Origin of the sequence: Rhodococcus sp. 06-235-1A, assembly GCF_002258785.1 — a bacterium.
Taxonomy (GTDB): Bacteria; Actinomycetota; Actinomycetes; order Mycobacteriales; family Mycobacteriaceae; genus Rhodococcoides.
In genome coordinates this window covers 154,655-180,711 of the sequence record NZ_NOYI01000033.1, presented here as the reverse complement: position 1 = coordinate 180,711, position 26,057 = coordinate 154,655, and the positions used below count along the sequence as shown (strand labels likewise).

12 protein-coding genes and 2 pseudogenes are annotated in these 26,057 nt (G+C 65.7%); 4 read left to right on the top strand and 10 right to left on the bottom strand.

All coding sequences use genetic code 11. The features are described 5' to 3' along the window. Positions 1-55: 55 nt before the first annotated feature. The 7 genes and pseudogenes from CH275_RS27780 to CH275_RS27755 all read right to left on the bottom strand — a co-directional run bounded on the left by CH275_RS27780 (position 56) and on the right by CH275_RS27755 (position 19,313). On the bottom strand, positions 56-1,948 hold the full coding sequence (locus CH275_RS27780; protein ID WP_143546900.1) for a siderophore-interacting protein: 1,893 nt from the start codon (positions 1,946-1,948) through the stop codon (positions 56-58). Between the two features lie 63 nt (positions 1,949-2,011). Beyond that, entirely contained in the window at positions 2,012-3,085 is a 1,074-nt protein-coding gene (locus tag CH275_RS27775) for an ABC transporter substrate-binding protein (protein WP_256991252.1), read from the bottom strand. Positions 3,086-3,165: 80 nt separating this feature from the next. Next, positions 3,166-10,785: a non-ribosomal peptide synthetase gene (locus tag CH275_RS27770; protein WP_094681351.1), complete on the bottom strand. Its 7,620-nt coding sequence runs from the start codon at positions 10,783-10,785 to the stop codon at positions 3,166-3,168. A 117-nt stretch (positions 10,786-10,902) separates the two neighbouring features. Continuing rightward, positions 10,903-12,666 (bottom strand): annotated as a pseudogene (locus tag CH275_RS30510) (non-ribosomal peptide synthetase); the annotation flags it as partial. Positions 12,667-12,741: 75 nt separating this feature from the next. Then, positions 12,742-14,148: pseudogene (locus CH275_RS30505) on the bottom strand (condensation domain-containing protein); the annotation flags it as partial. Next, positions 14,145-15,824, bottom strand: a complete 1,680-nt coding sequence (locus CH275_RS27760; RefSeq protein ID WP_179276388.1) for a (2,3-dihydroxybenzoyl)adenylate synthase — start codon at positions 15,822-15,824, stop codon at positions 14,145-14,147. The pseudogene CH275_RS30505 and the gene CH275_RS27760, both read right to left, overlap by 4 nt. A 6-nt stretch (positions 15,825-15,830) precedes the next feature. Next, positions 15,831-19,313: a non-ribosomal peptide synthetase gene (locus CH275_RS27755; protein ID WP_094681349.1), complete on the bottom strand. Its 3,483-nt coding sequence runs from the start codon at positions 19,311-19,313 to the stop codon at positions 15,831-15,833. Positions 19,314-19,511: 198 nt separating this feature from the next. Here CH275_RS27755 and CH275_RS27750 point away from each other — a divergent pair, with 198 nt between their 5' ends. Then, a complete protein-coding gene (locus tag CH275_RS27750; RefSeq protein ID WP_094681348.1) occupies positions 19,512-20,633 on the top strand; it encodes an ABC transporter substrate-binding protein in 1,122 nt (373 codons plus the stop codon). Between the two features lie 71 nt (positions 20,634-20,704). Here CH275_RS27750 and CH275_RS27745 read toward each other — a convergent pair whose 3' ends face one another. Continuing rightward, positions 20,705-21,121, bottom strand: a complete 417-nt coding sequence (locus tag CH275_RS27745; protein WP_094619418.1) for an HIT family protein — start codon at positions 21,119-21,121, stop codon at positions 20,705-20,707. Positions 21,122-21,188: 67 nt separating this feature from the next. On the opposite strand from CH275_RS27745, the gene CH275_RS27740 reads away from it, so the two are divergent. Next, positions 21,189-21,980 carry an HAD-IIA family hydrolase gene (locus tag CH275_RS27740; RefSeq protein ID WP_094681347.1) on the top strand — a complete coding sequence of 264 codons (792 nt, stop codon included), beginning with the start codon at positions 21,189-21,191 and terminating at the stop codon, positions 21,978-21,980. On the opposite strand, the gene purB is transcribed toward CH275_RS27740, so the two are convergent. After that, positions 21,981-23,399 (bottom strand): adenylosuccinate lyase, encoded by a 1,419-nt coding sequence (gene purB, locus CH275_RS27735; protein ID WP_094681346.1) that lies wholly within the window; start codon positions 23,397-23,399, stop codon positions 21,981-21,983. A gap of 158 nt (positions 23,400-23,557) precedes the next feature. Here purB and CH275_RS27730 point away from each other — a divergent pair, with 158 nt between their 5' ends. Further along, the gene (locus tag CH275_RS27730) at positions 23,558-24,208 is read left to right on the top strand and encodes a DsbA family oxidoreductase (RefSeq protein WP_094681345.1); all 651 of its coding nucleotides are present in this window, start codon (positions 23,558-23,560) and stop codon (positions 24,206-24,208) included. A 107-nt stretch (positions 24,209-24,315) separates the two neighbouring features. Here CH275_RS27730 and CH275_RS27725 read toward each other — a convergent pair whose 3' ends face one another. Further along, the gene (locus tag CH275_RS27725; protein WP_094681344.1) at positions 24,316-24,954 is read right to left on the bottom strand and encodes a TetR/AcrR family transcriptional regulator; all 639 of its coding nucleotides are present in this window, start codon (positions 24,952-24,954) and stop codon (positions 24,316-24,318) included. A gap of 67 nt (positions 24,955-25,021) precedes the next feature. Here CH275_RS27725 and CH275_RS27720 point away from each other — a divergent pair, with 67 nt between their 5' ends. Then, the gene (locus CH275_RS27720) at positions 25,022-26,035 is read left to right on the top strand and encodes a GntG family PLP-dependent aldolase (RefSeq protein ID WP_256991251.1); all 1,014 of its coding nucleotides are present in this window, start codon (positions 25,022-25,024) and stop codon (positions 26,033-26,035) included. Positions 26,036-26,057: the final 22 nt, after the last annotated feature.

Sequence of the window (26,057 nt, the reverse complement as noted above, 5' to 3'; positions counted from 1 at the left end):
CAACCGACATGCTCGAAGCATTGCTGCGCGCCTTCGATAGGCAACGCTAACCTAACTAGCTCGGGCGCACAACGGCATCGGGCGCACGCTGCAGGTCGAGGACCGCGATACCCCAGCCCACGAGACGAGAGGCCGTCACCGCCAGTCCCGCTGCGGCGGCCACCAACTCGAACTCGGCTCTGGTTCGTACTCCACTGCCGTGCATGCAGAGCATCAACAAATCGAACTCCGCCTGATCCTCGTTGATCGCGCCGTCGTCCGACAGTCGTTCCACCACAACCAGTTTGCCGCCCTCGGACAGGCCTGCTGCGGCGCTGGCCAGGAGCAACGCCAGATCGTCGTCGCGATGATGCCCGGTGACCTCGAGCAACAGGTACGCATCGAATCCGGCTGTCGGGGTCGTACGCGGTTCGGTCATCACACTCTGAGCGCACTCGGTCACCCGCCCGTGCAGCTGCGGCCACTGCTGCAGATCGCGTCGAACCAGGTCGAGTTCGCTGGGCAATCCGAGAACGGTTGCCGACATCGCGTCGTGACCCGCCAGGATCGAGCCGAGCACCACCCCGGATGCCGCACCGGTCACCGCCAACGTCGACACACCGTCGAACGAATAATCCTGTACCAGAGCCGGCCCCAGAAATGCTGCCTCGTCCGCAATGTGGTTGTGGTGCAATTCCGTCAGCCGAGGCGAGCCGGCGAGGTCCTCGCTCAACGTCTTGCCGGTCAGCAGGCTCGCACTGGCAGCGCCGGTGCGCAGGCTCTCGACGAGTCCGGTGATCGACAATTCCACTCTCGCCTCGATGCCGTCGAAATCCAGCCAGTGCGAAATCCAGTCGTCACCGAGCATGGCTTCACCGATATCGGCGAGAATCACACCGCCGTCCGAATCCTCGGCGAGCACGTCGACAGACCGCAGGTAGCGGACGAATTTTGCCAATGCCCGCGTATCGGTGCCCGTGGCAGTGGCCAGTTCGTCGACGGTGCGGATGCCTCGGGAGACATGCCACGGGATACGCAACGTGTTCGCGGCCCTGATCGCGAAGGGGGAGAACATCTCCGCTCGTTCGGCGAGCCTGTCGAACGGCTCGGACTCGCGGGCCGCCAGATCGGGAACTTCCGGATCGTCCGCGCGGGTGAGAACCTCTGCTCGCCGCCAGTAGCCGGTGACCTCGACCATCTCCGGCGGCATCGCGCGATCCTCGCGCAGGTATCGCCTGATGCCTTTGAGCGTTGTGGATTCGCCTGCTACCCAGGCGAACACGGTTCCCTCCCACCAGGGCGCATTGCGCACGGCTGTTTCCAGCAGCTCTCCGGTGCCTGCGACTGCGCCGTCGCGGTGGACCCAGGTGATCTCGACGTCGGCGGCCGTCGGCAACGGTAGTTCTCGCTCGGCGTCGGCCACCTCGACGAACACTCGGATTCGCTCACCTGCTCCGGCTTCCTCGAGATAACGAGCAACAGCGGGCAACGCGGTCTCGTCTCCGACGAGCAACACCCAATCCACCTCGGCGGGTGCATGACCCGAGCGCACCGGACCCAACAGTGGGATGGAATCACCGACAGCGCAGCGGCGTCCCCACGTCGACGCGATGCCGGTGTCGTGAGTGACGAAATCGAGGGTCAATTCGGCAGTCTGGGCATCGACGCTACGCACGGTGTAGTTGCGGGTCACCGGCCGCGGGTCCCGCGGCCACTCCACCGTGCGCTCGTGCTGCACCGGTAGAGCCATCGTGCCGTTGTCGTCGAGCGGAAAGAACAGGCGGACGAAGTCGTCGAATCCCTCGCTACGCAGCGCCGGAAAGTCGAATCCGTCTCGCGAGAATGCCCGCAGCTGCGGCCCACCCAACACGATCCTGCGCATTCCCGAACTGAGTTGCTGCGTGTCGATCACGGTGGCCGTACGGATGACTTCGGGAAAGACGACCTGAAGTCGATGAGACCTTGCCACTGTGAAACACGCTCCTTCGCGGAAATGCAGATGTGTGGTGCGTCGGGTGGGCCTGCGCTCGGATCAGCCCTGGACGTTCTCGGCGGCGGTGTTCAGCGCCGATGCCACGTCGTCGAGGATGTACGGAATGGTGAGCACGGTCAGGCCACCGAACGCGAAGTTCTTGTCCGCACTGAGGTTTTCGGTCGATGCAGTGCGCCCCTGCGCCAAAACCGGCTGAGAGGCCACGGCGGGTTCGACGAGGAAGGCACCCAGTGATTCCTTGTCGTAGGCCACGACGAACAGCACATCCGACTTCAGCAGCGAAGCCTGCTCGAGGCTGAGCTCGAAGTACACGGCATCGGGATCCTTGGCCGGGTCGGCCTCCTGGATGGTGGGCTCGTTGACCAAGCCGAGCTGTTCGAGGAACTCGACGCGCACGTCGTCGTCCTTGCTGACGGCGAACGTGCCGGGAGCGTTGGGCAGCGCGATGGTGACCGTCTTGCCCTGCAGCGCTGGATACTTCGCAGCCGCATCGGAGATGGAGCTCTCGACGCCGGACACCAGATCGGCAGCCTCTTTCTCCTTGCCGAGCGCCTTGCCCGCGATGGTCAGCTGGTCCTCCCAGGAGGTCGTCCACTGCTCGTCCGGGTACGCGACGACCGGTGCGATGTCGGAGAGCTTGTCGAACTCTTCCTGGGTCAATCCCGAGTACGGGGCGAAGATCAGATCGGGGGCGGCAGCGGCGAACTGTTCGACGGGTACCGCTCCGGTTCCGTCACCGGAGAGCAGCGTGGGTGTTTCGCCGCCGAGGTCGGCGAGCGCCTTCGCGTCCCACTGGAGAATGCCGCGGTCGTCCGCTCCGTACTGTGCGCCGTCGAAGGTCGGCATGGCGACGGGCACGACACCGAGGGCGAGAATGGCGTCCTGGTTGGACCAACCCCAGGTGGCGATCCGCTTGGGTGCCTCGGGGATCGTCGCGGATCCGAGTGCGGAGTCGATGGTGACCGGGAATGCAGATTCCTGCGCGGCAGTCGTGGATTCGGCTGTGGGCGCCTCGTCGGTACTACTGCTGCAACCGGCGGCGAGAGCGATGGTGAGCCCTCCGGCGAGCGCAATCGACGCGGCGCTCCTCATCCACTTCGTACGAACCTTCATCGTTGCTCGGCACCTCTCCACTCGACCACGCACTTCGGCGTCCCACACCCGACCGGGTGAGGCGACTGACAAGGTAGCACTTATGAGGTAATCCTTGCCTCACTAGGAGCGTCGGCCGCGAGAATTCGACACGTTGCGGACACCGCGTCGTGCCACAACGTCGCGAGTTTCTCGACGCCGTCGAGCACCTCCTCGGGCCAGGTCATCGTCACCCCCAATACCGACGAGCCATGCTCGTCGTGGATGTAGCTGTCCACGATCAGTGCATAGCTGCAGGGTGTGTGTACACCGGGGGTCGAGTCGAGACTGCTCCGCAGCCGGCTGGCACCGAACGGCCCGCCGGTTGCCGCGTCGAATCGACCGAGGTAATTGAATTCGATTGCTGCATCGGGAGTTCTACGCAGCACTTCTTCGGCATCGCCGCCCATCCACCGCAGCATTCCGTAGGTGGATCCATCCCCAGGCACGGACTCCCTCGACGCCCTGGCCGATTCCGCCAATTCACGCAGAACGGACTCCGCGGCAGCGGGATTCGCCTCGTGTGCGATCAATGTGCGGTGACCCCCCTCCTGCGCGGTGATGCGCAACGGGAACACTGCCGTGAGCCAGCCGACCACCGACGAACCATCCACCCGATCCGACGCGACCCCCGTCCGTCCGTGGCCTTCGACGTCCACCACGAACGACTGCGTCGTCGTGATCTCACTGTCGATCCACTCCGCCGTCGCAGCAGCGAATGTGGCCAACAACAGGTGTTCGACGGAGACGCCGAGGCGAACTGTGGCGGCCGACAACAGGTGCGCGCTCTCGTCCTCCCGCAGCGCGAAGTCGACGGTGCGCACGCGGGCACCCGTATCGATCGCCGGGTCGAGCGGACGCGTCAGAGGGATCGATGTCGCTCCGTCACCGACGCTCGCCCAGTAGTCGAGATCGGCGAGAACCCGAGGTGCGGTCGCCAGAGCAAGCACCTCGTGCGCCCACTGCCGCATCGACGGACCGATAGGGCTTCGCTCGGTGGCTGTCCGATTCCACAGCGCGACCAGATCGGGCAACAGGATCCGCCAGCTCACGCCGTCGACGACCAGGTGGTGCAGCGTGATCAGTAGCTCTCCGGACGATTCGGGGTCGGTTCGGTGTCGCAGCCACACGATGTCGACCATCCTCGCGTCGGCCGGGTTCAATCGGGTACGCGCAGCTCGTGATTCGACACCGACACGGTCGGCCAGCTCGGACTCCGTCAGTCCGTCGACATCGACAATGCGTATCCACGGACGCACGTCGGCACCGTCCGGCAACACCGTGAAGATCGACTCGGTGCCGGGGCGGCGTTCGAAGCAGGAATTCAGAATTGGATGACGGGCGGTCAGCAGCGAGACCAGCTCCGTCAGCGAGCCTTCGGTGAGCGACGCCGGAGCCTCCAGCAACACCGCCTGCGAGATCTCGTCGATGGGCCCGTCGAGTGCGTCCATCCACCGCACTATGGGTGTCGACGGCACGGTTCCGTACGGATCGATCGTGACGACCTCGGGCAGCGATCCTGCCGAAACAATCTTTTCTGCAATGCTTTCCGGTGTCCGGAGTGACACGATGTGCCGCGGCGACACCGCAAGGCCTGCCGACCGGAGCCTCGCGGCCAGCTCCATCGCCATGATGCTGTCTCCGCCCAGGTCGAAGAAGTCGTCGTCGGCACCGACCTCGGTCACGTGCAGCACCGCGGCTGCGGCCGCGGCGATCTGCCGCTCCGCATCGGTGTTCGGGGGACGACCGGAGCGCGTCGCGAGCTCGGGTTCGGGCAACGCAGAAGCATCGAGCTTTCCGTTCGGCAGGACGGGAAACGCATCGAGCACGGTGAGCGACGCCGGCACCATGTACGACGGCAGCAGACCGCGCAGGCGGGCACGAACGACATTGGCATCCAGCGAATGTCCTTGTTCTGCCACCACATAGCCGGCGAGCACGGCATTGCCGTTCTCGGCTCCTCGCACCACCACCCGCGCGTCGGCCACGGCGTCGAACTCGCGCAGCCTTACCTCGACCTCGCCCACTTCGACGCGGTGACCGCGAATTTTCACCTGATCGTCCGAACGGCCCCCGTACCGCAGTGTGCCGTTGTCGGTCCACGCGACGAGGTCCCCGGTCCGGTACAACCGCGTGCCGTCTGCCGTGAAGGGATCGGCAACGAATCGATGTGCCGTGCGCCCCGGCGCATTCCGGTACCCCCGCACGACGCCGGGCCCGGCGAGGTACAGCTCGCCGAACACCCCGGGCGGCAGCAGTCGGAGACTTCTGTCCAGCACATAGGCCCGCATGTTGGTCACCGGCCGGCCTATCACCGGATCACTCGACAGTTCGGTGGAGGTGTACACCGCATCGACCGTCGCTTCGGTCGGCCCGTAGAAGTTGTAGGCGGCAAGGGTCTTCTTGCTCCGCAACCGATTCCACAGATCGGCAGACACCGCTTCCCCTCCGACCCCGACCGTCGAGAGTGTGTCGATCGAGCCCGATCTCATCATCTGCTCGAGCAAGGACGGCACGATCTCGATGAAGTCTGCCGACAGCGCAGTCAACCGTGCAGTCAGTTCCACCGGGTCGAGAACTGTCTCGGGATCGATCAAATGCAGTGTGTGGCCGCCGAACAGCCACAGCTGTGGCTGCCAGGACGCATCGAAGGCCATGGACCACGCGTGCGCCACGTTCAGAGTCGACTTCCCCGCGCGTCGGGCAGCCGGCTCGTGCACGTTCTCGCGATGCGAGTGGTACAGGTTCGTCAGGCCCCGGTGTGGGACCAGAACGCCCTTGGGCACACCTGTCGTGCCCGAGGTGTAGATCGAATACACGGGGTGGTCGGGATGCAACGGTGCCCGTCGTTCGGCATCGGTGATTCCTACCGAATCAGCGGGCGAAGCAGCAAGCGATGCAACGGAATCCGTGGTGACGGTGACCACCGGCCGTGCGTCGTCGAGAATCTGGCTGGTGCGGTCGGCCGGCCAGTTCGGATCGATGGGCAGATATGCGGCCCCGGACTTCATCACGCCGAGGATCGCCGCCATCGTGATCACTGTGCGCGGGGCCACGACGGCCACGAGGTCCTCGGCACCCACGCCTGATCCGATGAGCCACCGTGCGGTTCTGTTGGACAGGCAGTCCAATTCGGCAAACGTCAATGCCGTGGCGGCGTCCTGAACGGCGATCGCATTCGGCTGCCGCGCCACCTGTTCGGAAAAGAGGTCGACCAACGTCGCGGACGGATAGCTGCGTGCGATGCCGGCCTGCTCGCCGGTGAACCGGCGCGCCGTTGCCTCGTCCACGAGGGGCACCGACGCAATGAATGGATCCCCTGCCTCGGTAAATGTCCGAAGCACCGCCGTCATGGCCGACGCCACCGCACGGGCACGCTCGACCGATACTGCGTCGCTTCGATATTCCACCACCAACCGCAGTTCTTCGCCCGGAAACACCGTCAACGTCAGCGGGTAGTGCGTCACCGTGTGGAACCCGGCGACCGAGACCGAGAAGTTCTCGGTATCGACACCGGAGGTATCGGCGGCAGCGAAGTTCTCGAACACCACGAGGGTGTCGAACAGCGTTCCCCCTCCCACGACCTTCTGTACTTCTGCGAGACCGACGTGATGATGTGCGGCCACGGCGACGGAGAAATTCCGGAGTCCCGCGAGAACCGACGACACGGTGGCGTCGGGCCCGATGTCGACGCGCACCGGGATGGTGTTGATGAACAGCCCCACCATGTTGCCGACGCAGTCCAGGTCGGTCGGGCGTCCCGACACCGTGGATCCGAACACCACCGATCCGGAATCGGTGAACGCCGAGAGCACCACGGCCCATGCCGCGTTGATCAATTCGCTCGCGGTCACCGATCGACGACGAGCGGAGGCGGTCAGGCGGGCAGTGTCCTGCACATTCCACCGCATCTCGATTTCTCGGGCCTCGGATCGCTCCTCGGACGGGGACGCGGTCGGGGCCAGGATGGTCGGAACCACGTCGGCACCGAGCGCTCGACGCCACACATCGATCGACGAGCCGTCTCGCCGCGACAGCCATCGCAGATAATCGTCGAACGACGCCGGAGCCGGTAGCTCCCGGCCACGGTAGAGCAGGAACAACTCGCTGCCGACGGTCCCCATCGACCAGCCGTCGACGAGAAGGTGATGCACCGTCAGCACCACTCGCTGCAGCTGTTCTCCGCAGTCCAGCAGGAGAACTCGCACGAGGGGGCCGTGCTCGATGTCGAAGGTGCGTCGATCCTCGTCGATCAGAGCGCGCGCCGAGGGCGAATCCGGATCGTCGACCGCGTGCCTGCGCACGTGTACTCGTTCCGTGCCGCGGACCGCGACGGTGGTCCCGGAATTCAAGGTGAGAAAACGCGAGCGCAGAGCCGGGTGACGATCGAACAGTGCGTCGAGCGCGTCCTCGAGTTTTCCGACGTGCAGCTCGCCTCGTACCTCGAACTCGGTGGCGATGACATAGATTTCTTCCAGTCCGTCTCCTGCTGCGACCGACTGGAATGCCAGCCCTTGCTGCAGCGGAGTCGCCGGACGTGCGAGCTCGGTATCGATACCGAGTGTGCGCAACTCGGTCAGGTCCTGCTCGTCCAGGAGCGGCGCAGTGCTCTCCAGTTCTGCTGCAGCGCTGTTTCTTTCGGTGTGTCTTGCTCGTTCGACCAGTCCAGCGACGGTGCGGCACTCGAAGACGTCGGCGGTCGTGATCACCAATCCGGCACCCCGTGCGTGATGAACCATGGTGATGGCGGTGATGCTGTCGCCGCCCAAGGCGAAGAAGTCGTCGTCGACCCCGATCGAGTCGGCACCCGCACGAGTCGCATCGGCGAACAGGTCGACGAGACAACGCTCGTCGTCGGTGGCAGCTGCTCGCGACCGGCTCGGTCCGTTCTCGGGAATCCCGAGCTGCGTCAGAGTCACCAGGTCCGTCTTGCCGTTCGGAGTACTCGGTAAGCGGTCGATCGCTACCCAGAACGCAGGCACCAGATACTCGGGCACCCTGCGCCGCAGGACGTCGCGCACCACGGCGACATCGACATCGCCGGGGGTCACGTGAGCGACGAGCATGGTTGCGCCCCCGTCGTCGGTCACCGCGACCACTGCGCACGCATCCACGGATTCGATATCGACAGTGAGGTTTTCGATCTCCCCCAGCTCGACGCGATGGCCCCGGACCTTGACCTGCCGGTCGGCACGTCCCAGGAATTCGAGGGCACCGTCGTCGAGTATGCGGGCGCGGTCACCGGTGCGGTACATCCGGCCGCCGTCCCCGCCCGGGTCTGCGACGAACCGTGCGGCGGTCTCGGCCGGTCTACCGAAATATCCGCGGGCGAGCTGCACCCCCGAGACGTAGACCTCACCGCCGATCCCTGTTCTCCGCGGTCGCAGCTGCTCGTCGAGCACGCCGAGGACCGTGTTGTCCACCGCCGTTCCGATGACGGCCGGGTGGCCTGCGACCCTGTGCACGGCAACGTCGCCCGCCACCTCGGAGGAACCGTAGGAGTTGTGCACCGACGCCTCGGGCGTGGCGCATCCGATCGCATCGATCGTGTTGCCGGTCAACGGCTCTCCGCTGAGGATCCAACTGGTCAGCGAAGAGCATTCCTGCGGCGAGGTCGTCGCCAATGCTGCGGCGAGCGACCCGACGGCGGTGATCTGCTCGGCCCCGAATCGCGCGACGAGCTCGACCAAGGCACTCGCATCGGCATACTCGTGATCCTGCGCCAGGACCAGGCGCTGGCCCGCGAGAATTCCGGTCAGCAGTTCGGTTGCTCCGTCGATGAACGACAGCGAGCTCTTGGCAATCCGACTCGTGGGACCGCCCCAGCGCTGTGTCGCCCAGTGCAGGCGATTGGCCAGCGCGCTTCTGGTTCCCAGCACGCCCTTGGGCGTACCGGTCGAACCCGAGGTGTACACCAGGTAGGCCCCGCACTCGCCCGGGATCGTCCGTGCGAAGGGTCCTTCCTCCGCCCCGGTCGCCGAACTCGAATCGATTCTCGTCGCGGTCGCGAGGGCGGTCAGCGCTGTGGGGGTGGCATCGTCGACCAACAGAATGTCGTGGCGAGAGTCTGCGAGCACGTGGTCGATGCGCTCGCGCGGGTAGCGAATGTCGATGGGGACGAACACCGCACCCACGTCGATGGTGGCCAGCAGCGCCGCCACCATGTCGACGCCCCTGCCGAGAGCGATAGCGACGCGGCTCTCGGTGCCGATAGCCCGGCTGCGCAGCCGGCTCGACACCTCGGCCACCCGAGTCCGCAGTTCGGTGTAGGTGACCGTCTCACGGCCGACCACCAGCGCGATGTCCTCGCTCGACTGGGCGAACCTGTCGGCGAGGGCCGCCTCCAGCGTCGACACCTGCCGGTCCGGCCCGACGCTGTGTCCCTGACCATCGGGTGCCGAGAGGAGCTGCGGCACATCGACGTCCGGACGGCTCGTCAGCCGGTCCAGCATCGCGACGAAGGTCTCGGCGCACACCGTGGCCGAACCATGATCGACGGCTGCGTCGTCGTGCAGCACGAACGCCCACAGTGCGGGGTCGGGCCCGACGATCAGAGCCATCGGAAAACTCATGTGGGCACCCAGTACCGTGACCTCGTCGACGGCCGCGTTTGCTTCGGAGGGTAGTGCCGGATAGTTCTGATAGACGACGATCGTGTCGAACAGTTCACCGCCGCCGACGGTTCCGGCGATCTCGGCCAGGCCGAGGAACCGGTGGTCCTCCAGGTCGAGGTGGTCTGCCTGCAGGCGATCGACCACGTCGGCCACGGATGACGGGGTATCGAAGCGAATCCGCACGGGCACGGTGTTGAGCAGCAGACCGACCATCGCCTCGGCCCCGTCGAGATCGAACGGCCTCAGGGATGCCGCCATTCCGAACGCCACGTCGCCTGCTCCGGTCCGAGCCGCCAGCATCGACGCCCAGGCCACCTGTACCACCACGTTCGTCGTCACGCCGCGGCTCCGCGCGTAGTCGGCGACACGTCGCGCCAGCGCCTCGTCGATGTCGAGATCGATACGGGAGCACGAATTCTCCTGTGACGGTGCGCTGTCGGCGATCAGTGTCGGAGAATCGAAGCCGTCGAGATAGTCCGACCAGCGCGCCAGTGCCGCGTCACGATCCTGACCGGCCGTCCAGGCCAGGTAGTCGGAAAAGTCGGGAGCGGGAGCCAGTGCAGCCGACTCCCCCGATGTGTAGAGGGCGATCAACTCACGAACGAAGATGGCCTCGGACCATCCGTCCATCAGGGCGTGATGGTAGGTGATCAGCACCCGCGGCGAGCGAGGATCGGTGGAGTACGCGAAGCGGATCAACGGCTCTTCGAAGAAGGCGAATCCGGCGGACCGGTCGCGGCTCAGGTGATCGTCCCAATTTCCGCCGACAGGTGTCGGTTCCGGTGTCGATGCGCGCGGAACCACCCACACCAGATCACCGTTGCGACGCTGGCGCAGTAACGCCTTGATGTTCGGGTGACGCTCGAGTAGATGCTCGAGAGCTCGAGTGAGGCGATCGATTCGTACCGGAGCGGACAGGTCGAGCACTGTCTGCGAGAGATACGGATCCTGTGTCGCTGCAGCAAGACTCGACTGCAGGTACATTCCCACCTGGAGCGCCGTCAGCGGGAGGACAGCCGCGATCTTGGATTGCGGAGTGGCCGCGGTATCGGTCGTCGTCTCGGTCACTCACATACTGCTTTCGAATTCGTCGAGCTCGTCCTGGGACAGATCCACGGTGACCGCTGCGGCGGAGACTGCAGGCCGGGCAGTCTCGTCGAAGACGAGCTCCGCACCGAACATCCGCACTGTTCGCTTGCGCATCACCTCACGTGGTGCCAGCGGTATCGAGGCCTTGCGCGCCCGCGACGCCACGGCGAGGGAGGTGATGCTGTCACCGCCGAGGGCGAAGAAATCGTCGTCGATACCCACCCGACCGACCCCGAGAACCGTCTCGACGATCTCGCACAACATCGTCTCCACCGGTGTTCGCGGCGGCACGAACGTGCCGCCGCCCGCGGCATCGACGGCCGGCAGAGCCCGTACATCGAGCTTGCCGTTGATCGTCATCGGAACGCGTTCCAGCGCAGCGAACAGCGTGGGCACCATGTACTCCGGCAGGACGGTGCCGAGCTGGTCCCGAATGGACCCGAAGAGCGCGGAATGGTCCTCGGACGTAGCGGCATCCCGAGGGACCACGTACGCAGCGAGCGCCCGAGTACCCGCTCCGATCTCCACTGCCCGCACCACCGCGCCTGCCACCGCGTCGCAGTTCGCCACTGCCCGCTCGACTTCCGCGGTCTCCACGCGATAGCCGCGGATCTTGACCTGGTCGTCGGCACGGCCCAGATAGTCGAACAGGCCGTCGGGCCTGATCCGCACCAGATCGCCGGTGCGGTACATCCGCTCGCCCGGCGACCAGGGATCGGCGACGAAACTGGTTGCCGTCTGCGCGTATCGATGCAGGTAACCGCGGGCCAGACCCACACCCGACAGGTGCAGCTCACCAACAGATCCCACGGGGACGGGACGCAGCCACTGATCCAGAACGTACGCGCGGGTACCGAGGATCGGTGCGCCGATCGACGGGGTGTCGCTCTGCCGCCCGCCGGTACCGAGCGCATTGATCGTGTACTCGGTAGGTCCGTAGAGGTTGTAGCCGACACCGCCGAGCTGCTGCCACAACCCATCGGGTACCGCCTCACCGCCGAGGAGCACCAGCGGAATCCGATGTCCGTCATGCTCGTTCAGCAGTCCCAGGTCCAGCAGGTGCCCGGCGTACGTGGGCGTCACGTTCACCACGTCGATCAGGTTCTGCTCGCAGTATCGCGCCAATGCTTCACCGTCACGGCGCAATTCCTCATCGCAGACATGCACTTCGTGGCCTTCGACGAGCCACAACAACTCTTCCCACGACATGTCGAAGGAGAACGAAACGGTGTGCGCGATCCGCAGCGTCCGACCCCCGGCCGCGGCGACGGTGGGAACGAAGATCTCGTCACGGTGGTTGATCTGCATGTTCGTCAGGCCCCGATACGGGGTGACGACACCTTTGGGTGTGCCGGTCGAGCCCGAGGTGTAGATGACGTAGGCCGGGTGCTCGAGGCGGCCGGGTGTTCCGGGGGCGAACGGACCCGAGTCGAACTCCGACGGCTCGACGCGTTCCGCCAATTCGGCAGCCACAAGGGGATCGTCGACGATCATCTCGGTGGCGTCGGTCGTCAGTCCACGGGACTGCGTCTCGGTGGTCGTCACCAGGATCGTGGGCCGCGCGTCGGCCAACATCAGGTCGAGGCGATCGCTCGGATAGTCGAGTTCGAGGGGCAGATAGGCCGAGCCGGTGCGCAGTACCGCGAACAGCGCCACCACCATCTCCACCGACCGGGGCAGCGCGAGCGCAACGATGCGTTCCGGACCTGCACCTCGGCGCAGGAGTGCCCGTGCGCACGCATCGACCCGCGCGTCCAGGTCTGCGAACGTCACTCGTTCGGACCCGAACACCAGCGCGGTCGTCTCGGGGACGGCAGCGGCGCGCTCGGCGAGCAACTCGGCGATCGTGGAATCGCGCAGCCGCTCGAGCCTGCCGTCGAAACCGTTGTCCGCGATGCTCATCGATTCGGTCGCCGGTGCAGGCCATTGCGATATCGGCAGATCGGATTGCTCGGCAACGGTTTCCAGAGCATTCTCGAAGGAGTCGAGCAGGTACCACGCGCGATCGTCGTCCACCGACGTCGGCAGGTATGTCACCGACAGGTTCAGCTCGCTACCCGGGTCGACGGCAATCGACACCGGGAACTCCGAGCCGTCGACGGTCGAGATGTGACGCACCTGCCGCTCCGACGGAGCACCGGTGTCGACTGCAGGACCGGCCGCGTTGCGCAGCACCAGCAGGGTGTCGAACAGCGCACCGGCACCGATGGCCTTCTGAATCCCGCCCAGGCCGAGCGTGTCGTGCGGCATCAGATCCAGGCGCTGATCCTGCACCCGCGATGCGATGTCAGCGGCTGTATCGAATCCGCCTGCCGCGACCCTGACCGGAACGGTACTGATGAACGCACCGATAGCGCGCTCCGAGCCCGGCACCTCCATCGGTCGCCCGGCAACTGCCGTACCGAATACCACGTCGGACCGGCCGGTCACGCGCATCAGCACGCTCGCCCACGCGGCAGCCGTCACGGTGAAGAGCGTCGAACCGGCCTCGCGCGCAACCGAATCCAGTCGGCCGGACACCGCCCGCGACAGTCTGCGTTCGACGCGCCGAGGAGCCTCGTCGCCGCCCTGACCCGAATCGGCCACCAGTGTGGGGGTGTCGACATCGCCGAACCAGCGTTGCCATGCCTGCTCGGATTCGACGCGGTCGCGAGAGGTCAACCAACGCAGATACTCCCGGTAGCCGTGATCGAGGTTCGGGCTCGCGCCGTCGTACTGCTTCAGGACACGCGAGACCAACAACGCCGAGGAGCCGCCGTCGAAACACCCGAACCAGTAGGTCGTCAGCAGGCGGTCGACACCGTCGGGCAAGTGCACCAGCGTGACCCGGAACAGTGGAGGCGCAGCGATGTCGAACGACAGGAGCCGGTCGTCGGCGAGTACTCGGTTCCATTGCTCGTCGATCTCGTTCGTAGAACAGCCACCGAGGTCCACCACCGTCAACGGTGCCTGCGCCGTCGACAGCACCACTTGCACCGGCGTACCACCATCGGGAGTGACGAACGCCGTCCGCAACGCCGCCGTGGAGTCGACCACCGACTGCAGAGCACGGCGAACCCTGTCGCCGTCCAGAACCCGGTTCACCTCGACCACGGTACGAACGGTGTAGAGCTCGGTGGCGTCCGCATCCACGCCTACCTGATAGACCAACCCGAGCTGTAGCGCAGATAACGGCCATACATCGTCGACTGAGCCGAATCGTGCTTTCAGCGAATCGAATTCGGGCGATTCGAGATTGGCGAGAGGGCCGTGTTCGACCTCGGCTGTGGCACCGCCCCTGGTGCGCCGCAGACGATCGGCCAGCAACCGGCGCTTGATGTCGTCGAGATCCGTGGGCTTCATCGAGTCGCCTGCCGTTCGGTGAACTGCGCGACGAGCATGGACTTGTCCACTTTGCCGATTGCCGTGACGGGAAGCGACGGTCGTGTCACCACCCGGTCGGGCAGCTTGAACCCCGCGCAGCCTGCAGCGGTGAGGAACGCTCGCACGTCGGCGACGCTCGGAGCGCTGTCGTTCCGAGCGCTGCCGTTGGGCACGATCACGGCGCAGATGCTTTCGCCCACAGCAGGATCGGGCACTCCGATCACCGCGGCTCGGGCAACTCCGGGATGGGTGAGCAGGAGATCCTCCAGCTCGTCGGCCGCGACGTTCTCACCGTTGCGGGTGATGACGTCCTTGATCCGGCCGGTGACGACCAGGTGTCCGGACGGCAACTGTCGAACCTGGTCTCCGCTTCGATAGAAGCCGTCGGGGGTGATGGCCGTCGTATTGTGCTCTGCTGCAGCGTAGTAGCCGTTGATGGTGTACGGGCCGCGGGTGAGCAGCTCGCCCGTCTGTCCTGCCGGGACGTCGTGACCGTCGGCGTCGACGATCCGGATCTCGTCGTGCTCGGACAGGGGACGCCCCTGGGTGCCGATCACCAGGTCCGGTGCGTCGTCGGTCCGCGTGTAGTTCAAGAGCCCCTCGGCCATCCCGAACACCTGCTGCAACCGGCACCCGAGCGACGGTTCGACGAGCTTGGCGATCTCGGGTGTCAGCTTGGCTCCCCCGACCTGCAGCAACCGCAGACTGGACAGGTCCGCCTCTTCCCAGTCCGTCGCCTCGCACCACAGATGCGTCAGTGTCGGAACCAGTGCAGTGACCGTGACCCGATGCCGCTCGATCACCGCGAACACCTGGTCGGGACTGGGGGTACGGGAGAAGACCACCGTCGCTCCGACCCCGAGCGCACCGAGCAGACCCGGACACGCCAGCGGAAAGTTGTGCGCGGCAGGAAGAACCGCGAGACAGACATCCTCGGCCGTGAGTTCACAGACCTCGGCGCTCGCTCGTGCGTTGTACTCGTAGTCGTTGTGGGTGCGCGGAATCAACTTCGGCAGACCTGTCGTTCCACCGGATACCAACAGCACTGCGATATCCGCAGGGGACGCACGCGGAAAAACCCGTGGCGCACCGACGACGTCGGACAACGGACTGTGCGAGCCGCAAGAACCATCGACGAAGACGTCCCGAATGCTCGGCACCGCCGCCACTGTCTCGTCGGCGAGCGCTCGGTAGTCGAAGTGTCCATCCCGCTCCGCGATCACGTACGCCACTGCTTTCGATGTGGCTGCCAGATGGACGATTTCGCGTCGACGATGCGCGGGGAGAGTGAGCACCGGAATCGCGCCGCACTCGAGCAACGCGAACAGCACAACCGCGAACGACACCGAATTGGGTAGTTGCACCACCACTCGATCCCCCGGCCCGATACCGCGGTCGGCAAAGCCTGCTGCGGTCGCCCGTACTCGCGAATACAGCTCGTCGTACGTCAGCTCCTCGGTTTCGTCGACGACCGCGCGGCGAGAGCCGAACCGGTGTACCCACGACGCGAACACGTCGGGAAGTGTCGTCTCGCGCCAGAGTCCGGCGTCGAGGTATGTCCGGGCTCGGCTCTCGTCGAACGGTACGAAGTCAGCGTTGTGCTCGATCACTGGGTGCACTGTGGTTTCCCGATCGTGGAAGGAGTGAGTGGGCATATCGAGTCAGGGACTGTGCTGGTGGTCGAGTGCGGCCAGCAGTTGGTCCTCCGACATCGATTCGATCGATACGTAGATCTCTGCGGTCGCCTCCAGCAGTTCGGCGTCACCCTCGGCTGCGATCATCGACTCCGCCAGACCCGACACGGTCGGGGCGGCGAACAGCATCCTCACCGTGACGGAGGTGATGTCGAAGGCCGCGCGAATTCGGGCGACGATGGTGGTCGCGAGTACGGAGTCGCCGCCCAACGCGAACAGGGTGTCGGTGACTCCCACCTCCTCGGCACCGAGCACGCTCTGCCAGATCAGGGCGAGTGCGCCCTCGAGTCGGGTTCGAGGCGCAACACGGGACCGTGCTCGCTCGGTATCACCTGCCGCTCGGCAGAGTCGGACGATTGCCGCCGAATCGATCTTGCCGTTGACGGTGAGCGGCAGGGCGCGCAGTGCCACCGTCCGGTCCGGCACCATGTGGGCAGGCAAACGGTCGGCAACCCTTGCGGTGATGCCCGCGACGGTCTCGTCGGGGTCCGCGTCGGGGTCGCCGAGAACCACCGCTGCCATCACCGCGGCAGTGCCCGATCGATCGACAACTGCTGCGGCGGAAACGACCTCGGGATCGCTGCCGAGGACGGACTCGATCTCGCCGAGCTCGATGCGGAACCCGTTGATCTTGATCTGGTTGTCGACGCGGCCGATGAATTCGACCATCGAGTCCGTGCCGTAGCGAACCAGATCGCCGGTGCGGTACCAGCGGTAACCGTCGGCGTCGACGAAGCGCTCGTTCGTACGCTCGGGATCGTCCAGGTAGCCGTCGGCCAATCCTGTTCCCGCCACCCACAGCTCGCCGGGCACCCAGTCCGGCACCAGGTGGCCGCGCGCATCGACGACTCGCAGCGCCATCGACCGTAGCGGTAGTCCGAACGGCACCGTGCGCCAATGCGAATCGACCTCGACGACCTCGCAGATGCTGTTGTGGATGGCCGTTTCGGTTGCACCGCCGAGTCCGGCGAATCGGCATCCCGGCACGGCCGCCACCAGACGGCGGTAGAGATCGACACCGACCTTGTCACCGCCGAGCATGACGACCTCGAGCGAGTCGCCCAGATCCTCACCGGTGGACAGGATCATGTCCAGTAGCGGCGGTACGCAGCTGATCACCGTGGCTCGATGCGCACGAACAAGAGCGGCCCACCGCTGCGGATCCTTGCGCTCGTGTTCCTGAACGAGCACGGCCGAACCGCCGGCTGCGAACACCGAGAACACATCGAACGTGCACAGGTCGAAATCCAACTCCGACAGGCACAACGGGCGGTAGCGCTCGTCCAGCGAGAATCGGTCGACAAGGTCGACGATCGTGTTCATCGCCGCACGATGCGACACGACCACGCCCTTGGGCTCACCCGTCGAACCGGAGGTGAAGATCATGTACGCGGGAGCGGTCTCGGGTCCGAGATGCGGGGCGGCCAGAGGCTCACTCAGGATCGCGTCGGACATCGCGAGGCCGTCGTCTCCCGATCCCCCGATCGTCACTGCGAACCCAGCTTTCCGGGCGATCAGTGCAGCGCGACTCGCCGGTTGGTCGACGCCGATCGGTACGTACACCCCGCCTGCGGCGAGCACACCGAGAACTGCGACCACTTGATCGGGACCCTTCGGCAGCGTCACCCCCACGGTGTCGCCCACTGCCACATCTCGGTCCCTCAGTGCCGCAGCCACTCTCAGTGCTCGGTCGCACAGATCGCCGTACGTCATCGACTCGTCATCACCCCACTCGAGCGCCACCGCATCGGGGTGCTGCGACGCGCGATCGAAGAAGGCGCGATGCAGGGTCTCGTTCCCGGCTGCCGGCGACGTATCCGTTCGGGGTACATCGGCTGCCGGAGTTCGCGACACCAGCTGACGCGGCGGAACCAGCCGACCCACCGGTTCCGACCACACGGCGTCACCGTCGACGAGTCCACGAACCAGCGTCTCGAAGGCGTCGAACATCGCCTCGGGAACCCCTGGCAGGAACTCGTTCTCGCGAATGTCCCAGTTGACCAGCACGCCGCCGTCGAGCTCGGTGATCTGGGCGTCCAGAACGACCTGCGGTCCCTGCGACATGATCCACACCGGGTCCCCGAACAACTCCCGCGCACGTGCGTCGAACAGCTCACCCAACCCGAGCGCGCTGGTGAAGACAACGGGCGCGAGTACCGGTTCTCCGCTACGACGGCCGAGGTCGCGGAGTACCTCGACTCCGGAGTAGTCGACGTGTGAGGCGTCCTCGTGCAGTCGAGACCGAAGTTGCCTGGACCGTTCGGCGAACGACAGGCTCTCGCTCAGATCGACGTCCAACATGACCGAGGACGAGAAGTCGCCGACGAGATCACCGACGGCCGGGTGCGTCGGGGCGCGGTCGAACATCGGAACGTTGAGCAGGAATCGCTGCTCACGTGACCAGGCCCCGACCACCTCGGCGAAGGCCGAGGCCACGGCGACCGCCGGGGTGACGCCATGTGCGCGAGCCCGCAACTGCAAGTGCGAATAGTGCTGCGAGTCGAGGTGGAACGCACGACGGGTCGCCGACGGAGAGCCCGAATCACTTTCCACCAGGGGAAGAGTGGGCGCTCCGGGCAGAGAATCGAGTCGATCGGTCCAGTAACGCTGTGCCTGCGCCCGCGCCTCGCGGCGATCCTGTGGGCGGTCGGCGAGGTAGCGCGCATAGCTGTAGTCGACGGTGGGCAGCACCTGTCCGTCGTATGCCTTCGCCAGATCTGCGACCAGAATTCTGAAGCTGACGGCGTCGCCTGCAATCATGTCCATGTCGAGATGCAGCCGAGTCCGACCGTCCGGCAGCAACGACAGATCGGCCGAGAACACCTCTCCGGCTTCGATGTCGAGCATCTGGTGGGTCAGGCGTTGCCGGGTTCGTTCCAGCTCGACTGCTGGGTCGTCCTCGTTCTGCAGATCGTGCACCGTCAACCCGCGCCACCCCGGGCTGGACTCGATCACCTGCTGACCGTTGTCCGTGATCCGCGCCCGCAGCATGTCGTGCCTGCGGGCCACGGCGTCGAGCGCGGCGCGCAGCCGATCGGGTTCGACTGCACTGCCGTCGAATTCGGTGTAGAGGTGCGGCGAGACACCGCCGAACCGCTGCTCCGCGCTGCGGCCGATCCAGTAGGCGTGCTGCAGCACGGCAAGATCGAAGCTGTCCGTGTCGGGCGTGGACGTGGTCGACTCCGACGTGCGGGCTGTGGGCACGGGTACCGGTTCGTCTGCGGCACCGACCAATTCGGACCACGCCGATACCGTGGGCTGCGCGGCGAGATCGGCGAATGTCACCGCCTTGCCCTGTTTGCGGAACCTGCCGACCAACCGCATCAGCACGATCGATTCCAGGCCCAACTCGAACAGGTTCGCATCGACCGGCACAGCCTCGGGCTCGGTGCCTATCAGTTCTGCGACCTGCGCCCGCAGTTCGTCGGTCCCGGTTCCGTACGAATCCATCCGGTGTGTCCCTTCGATCGGCTGCGCTCTGCTTCGTACTGGGTGTGACCAGGAGTTTCACCACCCAAGGTCCATAAGGAAAGGCTACCCTCGCTTAGTCGACCCTGAGGAGGCTAACATCTGTCGGCGAGCCGAAGTGGACGGCACCTGCACCACCGCCCGGGACCTCGAACCAACAGACCACGACGGAAGTGACTCATGTTTTCTCATCGACACCGCAGCGCACGCCTGCTCGGAGCCCCACCACGCGTCCTCGTCGGGGGCGTCTCGGTCCTCGTACTCGTCGCTGCCGCAGCGTGTAGCAGCGACACCGCAGAGCAGGGAAGTTCCAGCACCCAGGTCGTCGACCTGAACGCGAACCCAGCCGCGTGCGGGGAGAACGACCGCGTCGACGCAGTCGACCGAGCGTCAGGACCGTTCACGTACACCGACGGCCGCGGACGGACCATTTCGCTCGATTCACAACCGACCAGAATCATCGCCGACGAAGAATCGGCCGCGGCGCTGATGTCCTACGGAATCAAGCCGATCGCCATCTGGTCGACGACTCCGATGGGCACCAGCCCCATTCTGAGTTGCTCCGACCTCACCGGCATCGAATCGGTCGGCGAGAGCTGGGGCACATTCGATTTCGAGAAGGCCGCCGGCCTCGAACCGGATCTCGTCATCGGTGAGTTCAACCCACGATTCGGCCAATTCGGCAAGCTGACCACCACGGCCGACTCGTCCAAGGCCGACACGATCGATCAGCTCGCTCCGACTCTCGGGGTCACCTTGGACACGACTTCGACCGCGAAGACCATCGAGAACTACGCCGGACTCGCCTCCTCGCTCGGCGTCGACCTCGACACCCCGCAACTGGTAGACATCAAGGCCGAATATGACGCTGCCGTCGACAACTTCAAGAAGGTTGCCTCCGAACGGCAGGACCTCACCGGAGTCGGAGTCTGGCCCCTCGATGTCGCGTACGTCCTCGATCCGTCCGCGGATCCGGACTTCAGCGACTACCGAAGCTGGGGCCTGAAGATGTACACGCCCGACGGCACCGATGACGGGTACTGGAAGAAGGTGTCGTGGGAGAACGTGTCCAGTGTCGATGCCGATGTCGCATTCGTCTACCACGACGTTGCCAACGCAGCTGATGTGAAGCTTGCCGACATTCCGAGCCGCTACCCCGGTTTCGACACCATTGCCGCCGTCGACAAGCAACAGATGGTGCTCTGGGACTACGGCGCCAACAAGAGCTACAGCCGCTACACCAACACGATCGACGTCTACGCGGACGCGCTGTCCAAGGCACAGAAGGTCACTGCCGAGTAGTCGTGTCGAGCACACTCACGGGACCACCGGCGCACCACTGCCGGTGGTCCCGTTCTGTTCGGTCGTGATCACTACAGGGCAGCTGCGATCTCGGCCGCCAGTCGGTCGAGTTCGGATCGCTGCGGCGACGACGGTCGAGCTCGGAGGCCGAAGCCGTCGCCGATCATGCGCGGGATGACGTGCAGATGCACGTGGAAGATTTCCTGACCTGCCACCGTGCCGTCGGCGAGAAAGAGATTGACCCCGGCGACACGTGGATTGCTCGCGCGCACGGCTGCAGCCACCTTCTGCCCGACGACGAACAGGTGAGCCCCGACCTCCGGCGGCAACTCTGCCAGAGTTCGATACTGCTGCTTGGGTACCACGAGCACATGCCCGGTGGTGAGCGGCCGAATGTCCATGAACGCGACCACTGTCTCGTCCTCGTGGACACGGGAGGACTCGGCCGTGCCGGCAATGATCTCGGCGAAGATTGTGTATGGATTCACAGTCCCCGAGCGTAGGCGCTGGCCCGCTGACGCTGCGGTGACCGGACCCGGAGACTACTGTTTGCCGATGGGTATCGGCGGGGTTCTCTTCGACATCGACGGCGTTCTGGTGACGTCGTGGCAGGCGGTGCCCGGAGCCGCGGAAACGCTGAAGTTTCTGGACAGCAAAGACATTGCCCGTGCGTTCCTGACCAACACGACCTCGAAGACGCGCGAGCAGATCGCGACGGCGTTGCGCGATGTCGGGTTGGACGTCCATTCCGACGAGATCGTCACGGCCGCGTCGCTCACCGCGGATCATCTACGCGAGAACTATCCCGACGCGCGGGTGGTCCTGATCAACAACGGCGAGATCGCGGGCGACATGCCGGGCATCGAGTTCGTCGACGAGACGTCCGAGGATCCCGACGTCGTCGTCGTCGGTGGTGCCGGTCCCGAATTCACCCACGAGCGGCTCAGCCGCGTTTACGACTGGCTGTGTCGCGGCATACCCGTCGTCGCGATGCATCGGTCGTTGATGTGGAGCACGGGAGCCGGGCTGCGCATCGACACCGGCATGTATCTCGCCGGAATGGAACAGGCGTCCGGCCATACCGCAAAGGCCATCGGAAAGCCCGCGCCACTGGGCTTCCGGACGGCATCGGAGCGGATGGGCGTCGACCCGGACGATGTGGTGATGGTCGGCGACGACCTCGACAACGACGTGCTCGCCGCCCAGGTCGTCGGAATGACGGGAGTCCTGGTTCGTACCGGGAAATTCCGTCAGGACGTACTCGACCGACGCATCACGGACGAATTCGCGATGGAACCCGACCACGTGATCGACTCGGTCGCCGACCTCCCCGACGTCCTCTCCTGACTACAGAATGGGCGACGGGCTGTAGGACGCTCCGGCGGGGAACTTCGCGATCAACCGCTCCACGGCCGAGACGACAGCACTGACCTGGGCGTCGGCCGCACCGATGAAGGCCGTCTTGTCGGACAGTGCAGCATCGAGGGCAGCGCGGTCGAGTGGCAGTCGATCGTCTGCGGCGAGGCGGTCGAGCAGGTCGGGCTCCTGCCCCTGTTCACGCATCGCCAGAGCGACGGCGACGGCATGTTCCTTGATAGCCTCGTGCGCGGTTTCGCGGCCGACACCCGCGCGCACAGCGGCCATGAGGACCTTGGTCGTCGCGAGGAACGGCAGGTAGCGGTCGAGTTCCTTCGCGATGACGGCCGGGTACGCGCCGAATTCGTCGAGCACGGTCAGGAACGTTTCGATGAGACCGTCGATGGCGAAGAAGGCGTCGGGCAGCGCGACACGGCGCACGACGGAACAGAAGACGTCGCCCTCGTTCCACTGCGCTCCGGCGAGCTCGGCGGCCATCGAGCCGTAGCCGCGCAGCACCACCTGCAGGCCGTTGACGCGTTCGCACGAGCGGGTGTTCATCTTGTGCGGCATCGCCGACGATCCGACCTGGCCCGGCTGGAAGCCTTCGGTGACGAGTTCGTGGCCTGCCATCAGGCGAACGGTATGGGCGAACGAGGAGGGGCCGGCACCGATCTGGACCAGCGCGGAGACGACCTCGTGATCGAGCGATCGGGGGTAGACCTGGCCGACGCTGGTCAAGGTGTGCCGGAAACCGAGGTGATCGGCGACGATGCGCTCGAGCGCGACGAGCTTGGCGGAGTCGCCGCCGAACAGGTCGAGCATGTCCTGCGAGGTGCCCATCGGGCCCTTGATTCCGCGCAGCGGATAACGCGCGATCAATTCCTGTACCCGGGCCAACGCCAACAGCAGCTCGTCCGCCGCGGACGCGAAACGCTTGCCCAGCGTGGTGGCCTGAGCTGCGACATTGTGGCTGCGACCAGCCATCACCAGCGAGGAGTACTCGGCAGCGCGCTCGGCCAATCGCTTGGCCACGGCGACGCCGTGCGCGTGCACATGTTCCAGCGAGCGCAGAATCTGCAGCTGCTCGACGTTCTCGGTGAGGTCGCGGCTGGTGAGTCCCTTGTGGATGTGCTCGTGGCCGGCGAGGGCGTTGAACTCCTCGATGCGGGCCTTGACGTCGTGCCGCGTGACGCGCTCACGCTCGGCGATCGACGCGAGATCCACCTGGTCGACGACGGCTTCGTAGTCGGCGATCGCAGCGTTGGGAACGTCGACTCCGAGGGTGGACTGCGCGCGCAGCACGGCGATCCACAGTTGGCGTTCCAGGGCGATCTTGTGCTCCGGCGACCACAGCTCTACCAGTTCGGGACTCGCGTAACGGGTGGCCAGGACATTCGGGATGCTCACGAGCGTCCAGCTTACGTGGCGCGGTTGTCGGTCTCGGAAGACGACCGCACTCTTTCGGAAAGGACTGCACCACCGACCGCCCGCGTTCGTGCACGCGTCTCGTTCGCCCGTCGACGCCGCGTGGAATAACCGCTGCGCATTTCGCTGTTGGAGGCGTCGTGAGCCGAACAGTGAAGGTCGACATCTGGTCCGATATCGCATGCCCGTGGTGCTTCGTCGGTAAGCGCCGTTTCGAGGCAGGCGCCGCGGAATTCACCGCCGGGGTTGGGACGCTCGAGGTGGAGTTCCACTCGTTCGAGCTGGCACCCGACACACCGGTCGACTTCGACGGCAGCGAGGTCGATTTTCTCGTCTCCCACAAAGGTATGCCGGCCGCCCAGGTCACCCAGATGTTGGGGCAGATGACCGAGCTGGCCGCAGGCGAGGGGCTCGCGTACGACTTCGACGCCTTGCAGCACACCAACACCGTCAAGGCGCACGAACTCCTGCACTTCGCCAAGTCGAAGGGCAAGCAGGTCGAGATGAAGGAACGGCTCCTGGCGGCCTACTTCGAGGAGGGTCGCCACGTCGGCCGCACCGATGACCTCGCCGACCTGGCCGCGGAGGTCGGCCTGGACCGCGGCGAGGCCGTCGAGGCGCTGAAGTCCGAGGAGTTCCTGCCTGCAGTGCGCGCGGACAAGGAGCAGGCCATCGCCTACGGGATCAGCGGTGTGCCGTTCTTCGTGATCGACGGACGGTTCGGTGTGTCGGGCGCGCAGGACCCGTCGGTGTTCTCCGACGTCCTGCAGAAGGCCGCTGACGAATCATGAGCGGTCCTTTGGAGATCGTCGGCGACGAACACGGCCTCGTCTGCACGGACGGTGTGTGCGAGGTGCCACCGATCCACGACGCAGACTCCGGCGAGACCGACCAGTAGTCAATCGGCCGGTACCTGTGCCGCCGGTGCCACGATGTCGATGACGGCCAGGAGCATGCTCCGCGCCATGTGGCGGGGGTCGGGATCCACTTCGCTGAGCGCTCCCACGACGGCTCCGTCGACCACTGCCACGAGGCGTCGCAGCTGCTCTTCCTGCACGGTTCGGCCCGATCTGCGCAGTACGTCGGTGAGCAGATCGTCGATCTGGGCGCGCAGCCGCAGTTGAACCTCTCGCAGTTCGGGATGCCGGGCCGAGGCGATGAAGCGTTCGTATCGCGCGATCAGCTGCTCGTGGCCGTCCTGTGGCCCGATGAGCAGGTCGACGATGAGGTCGACCGTCGATTCCATTTCGTTCGAGCACTTGCCCTCGTCCTCGATGCGGCCGCGCATCACGTCGATCTCGCGGGTGCCGACGACGTCGACTGCCGCGGCGACCAGGTCGCCGAGGGACTCGAAATAGTAGGTGGTCGACGCCAGCGGAAGCCCGGCTCGCGAGGCCACGGATCGGTGCCGAACCGCGTCGAATCCGCCCTCGACGAGGAGGTCCGCAGCGGCCGACGCCAGTGCCTGCCGGCGGCGCACCCCCTTCGGAGTCGCACCCGACACCTTGTGCTGCGACTCGGTCGGACCTGCGGACATTCAAGTCATCGTGCCAGCTCGAGGCCGTTCGTCGGACTGCTTTCGCGCTATGGAATTGTCAGTGTTCGTGGCACATCGAACGATCGACCTTCGCTCCGACACCATCACCCGACCCGATTCGGTCATGCGAAAAGCCATGGCCGACGCCGAAGTGGGCGACGACGTCCTCGATCACGACCCCACCATGGCGGCATTGGAAGAGGCAGTCGCAGGCCTGCTCGGATTCGAGTCGGCGCTGTGGGTCCCGTCGGGGTCGATGGGCAACATCATCGCGCTGATGTTGCATCTGCAGCGCGGCGATCGTTTCCTGGCACCCGAGCACGCCCATGTGTTGGGGTCCGAGCTCGGTACTGCTGCATGGTTGGCGGGAGGGATGCCCGACGCCCTCCCCCACGACGGCGGCCCCGGGCGTCCCCTCGCGTCGACTGTTCGCGCGAAAGCCGGTGGCGCAGGGCCGTACTTCGCGCTGCGGACGACGCTGCTCTCGCTCGAGAACACCCACAACTTCGCCGGCGGTACCGTGTTCGGACCGGACGAGTGGTCGGATCTCGTTGCCGCCGGACGTGATTGCGGACTGAAGGTGCACCTGGACGGCGCTCGACTGTGGAATGCCGCTGTGGCCCTCGATGTTCCGGTCGCGTCGCTCGCTGCCGGTGCAGACACGGTGCAGGTGTGCCTGAGCAAGGGCCTCGGCGCACCCGTCGGCTCGATGCTCGTCTCCGATTCCGCGCGAATCCACGAGGCCCGACGCGTCCGAAAGATGTTGGGCGGCGGCGTCCGTCAGGGTGGAATCCTGGCCGCGGCCGGGCTCGTCGCATTGGATCGAATCGGTGATCTGGCCGAGGATCACGCCAACGCGTCGACCCTCGCCCGCGGACTGCGGGAGCGCGGCTGGGACGTGCCGGAACCGGAGACGAACATCGTGCTCGCAACCGTCCCCGACCCGGCGGCGACGGTCACCGAGCTCGCTCAGCTGGGCATCGCTGCGGTGACCGTCGCGGGCAAGGTGCGCTTCGTGACCCATCGCGACGTCGATGCCGCCGATATCTCCGAGGTGCTGGAGCGGCTGCGCCGCATGTGAATGGAAACTCGTGTTCCGCTAC

Coding starts and splice junctions, on each gene's coding strand:
- CH275_RS27740 (WP_094681347.1), top strand. CDS start 21,189: ATGGGTATCGGCGGGGTTCTCTTCGACATCGACGGCGTTCTGGTGACG.
- CH275_RS27750 (WP_094681348.1), top strand. CDS start 19,512: ATGTTTTCTCATCGACACCGCAGCGCACGCCTGCTCGGAGCCCCACCA.
- CH275_RS27725 (WP_094681344.1), bottom strand. CDS start 24,954: ATGTCCGCAGGTCCGACCGAGTCGCAGCACAAGGTGTCGGGTGCGACT.
- CH275_RS27760 (WP_179276388.1), bottom strand. CDS start 15,824: ATGCCCACTCACTCCTTCCACGATCGGGAAACCACAGTGCACCCAGTG.
- CH275_RS27755 (WP_094681349.1), bottom strand. CDS start 19,313: ATGGATTCGTACGGAACCGGGACCGACGAACTGCGGGCGCAGGTCGCA.
- CH275_RS27775 (WP_256991252.1), bottom strand. CDS start 3,085: ATGAAGGTTCGTACGAAGTGGATGAGGAGCGCCGCGTCGATTGCGCTC.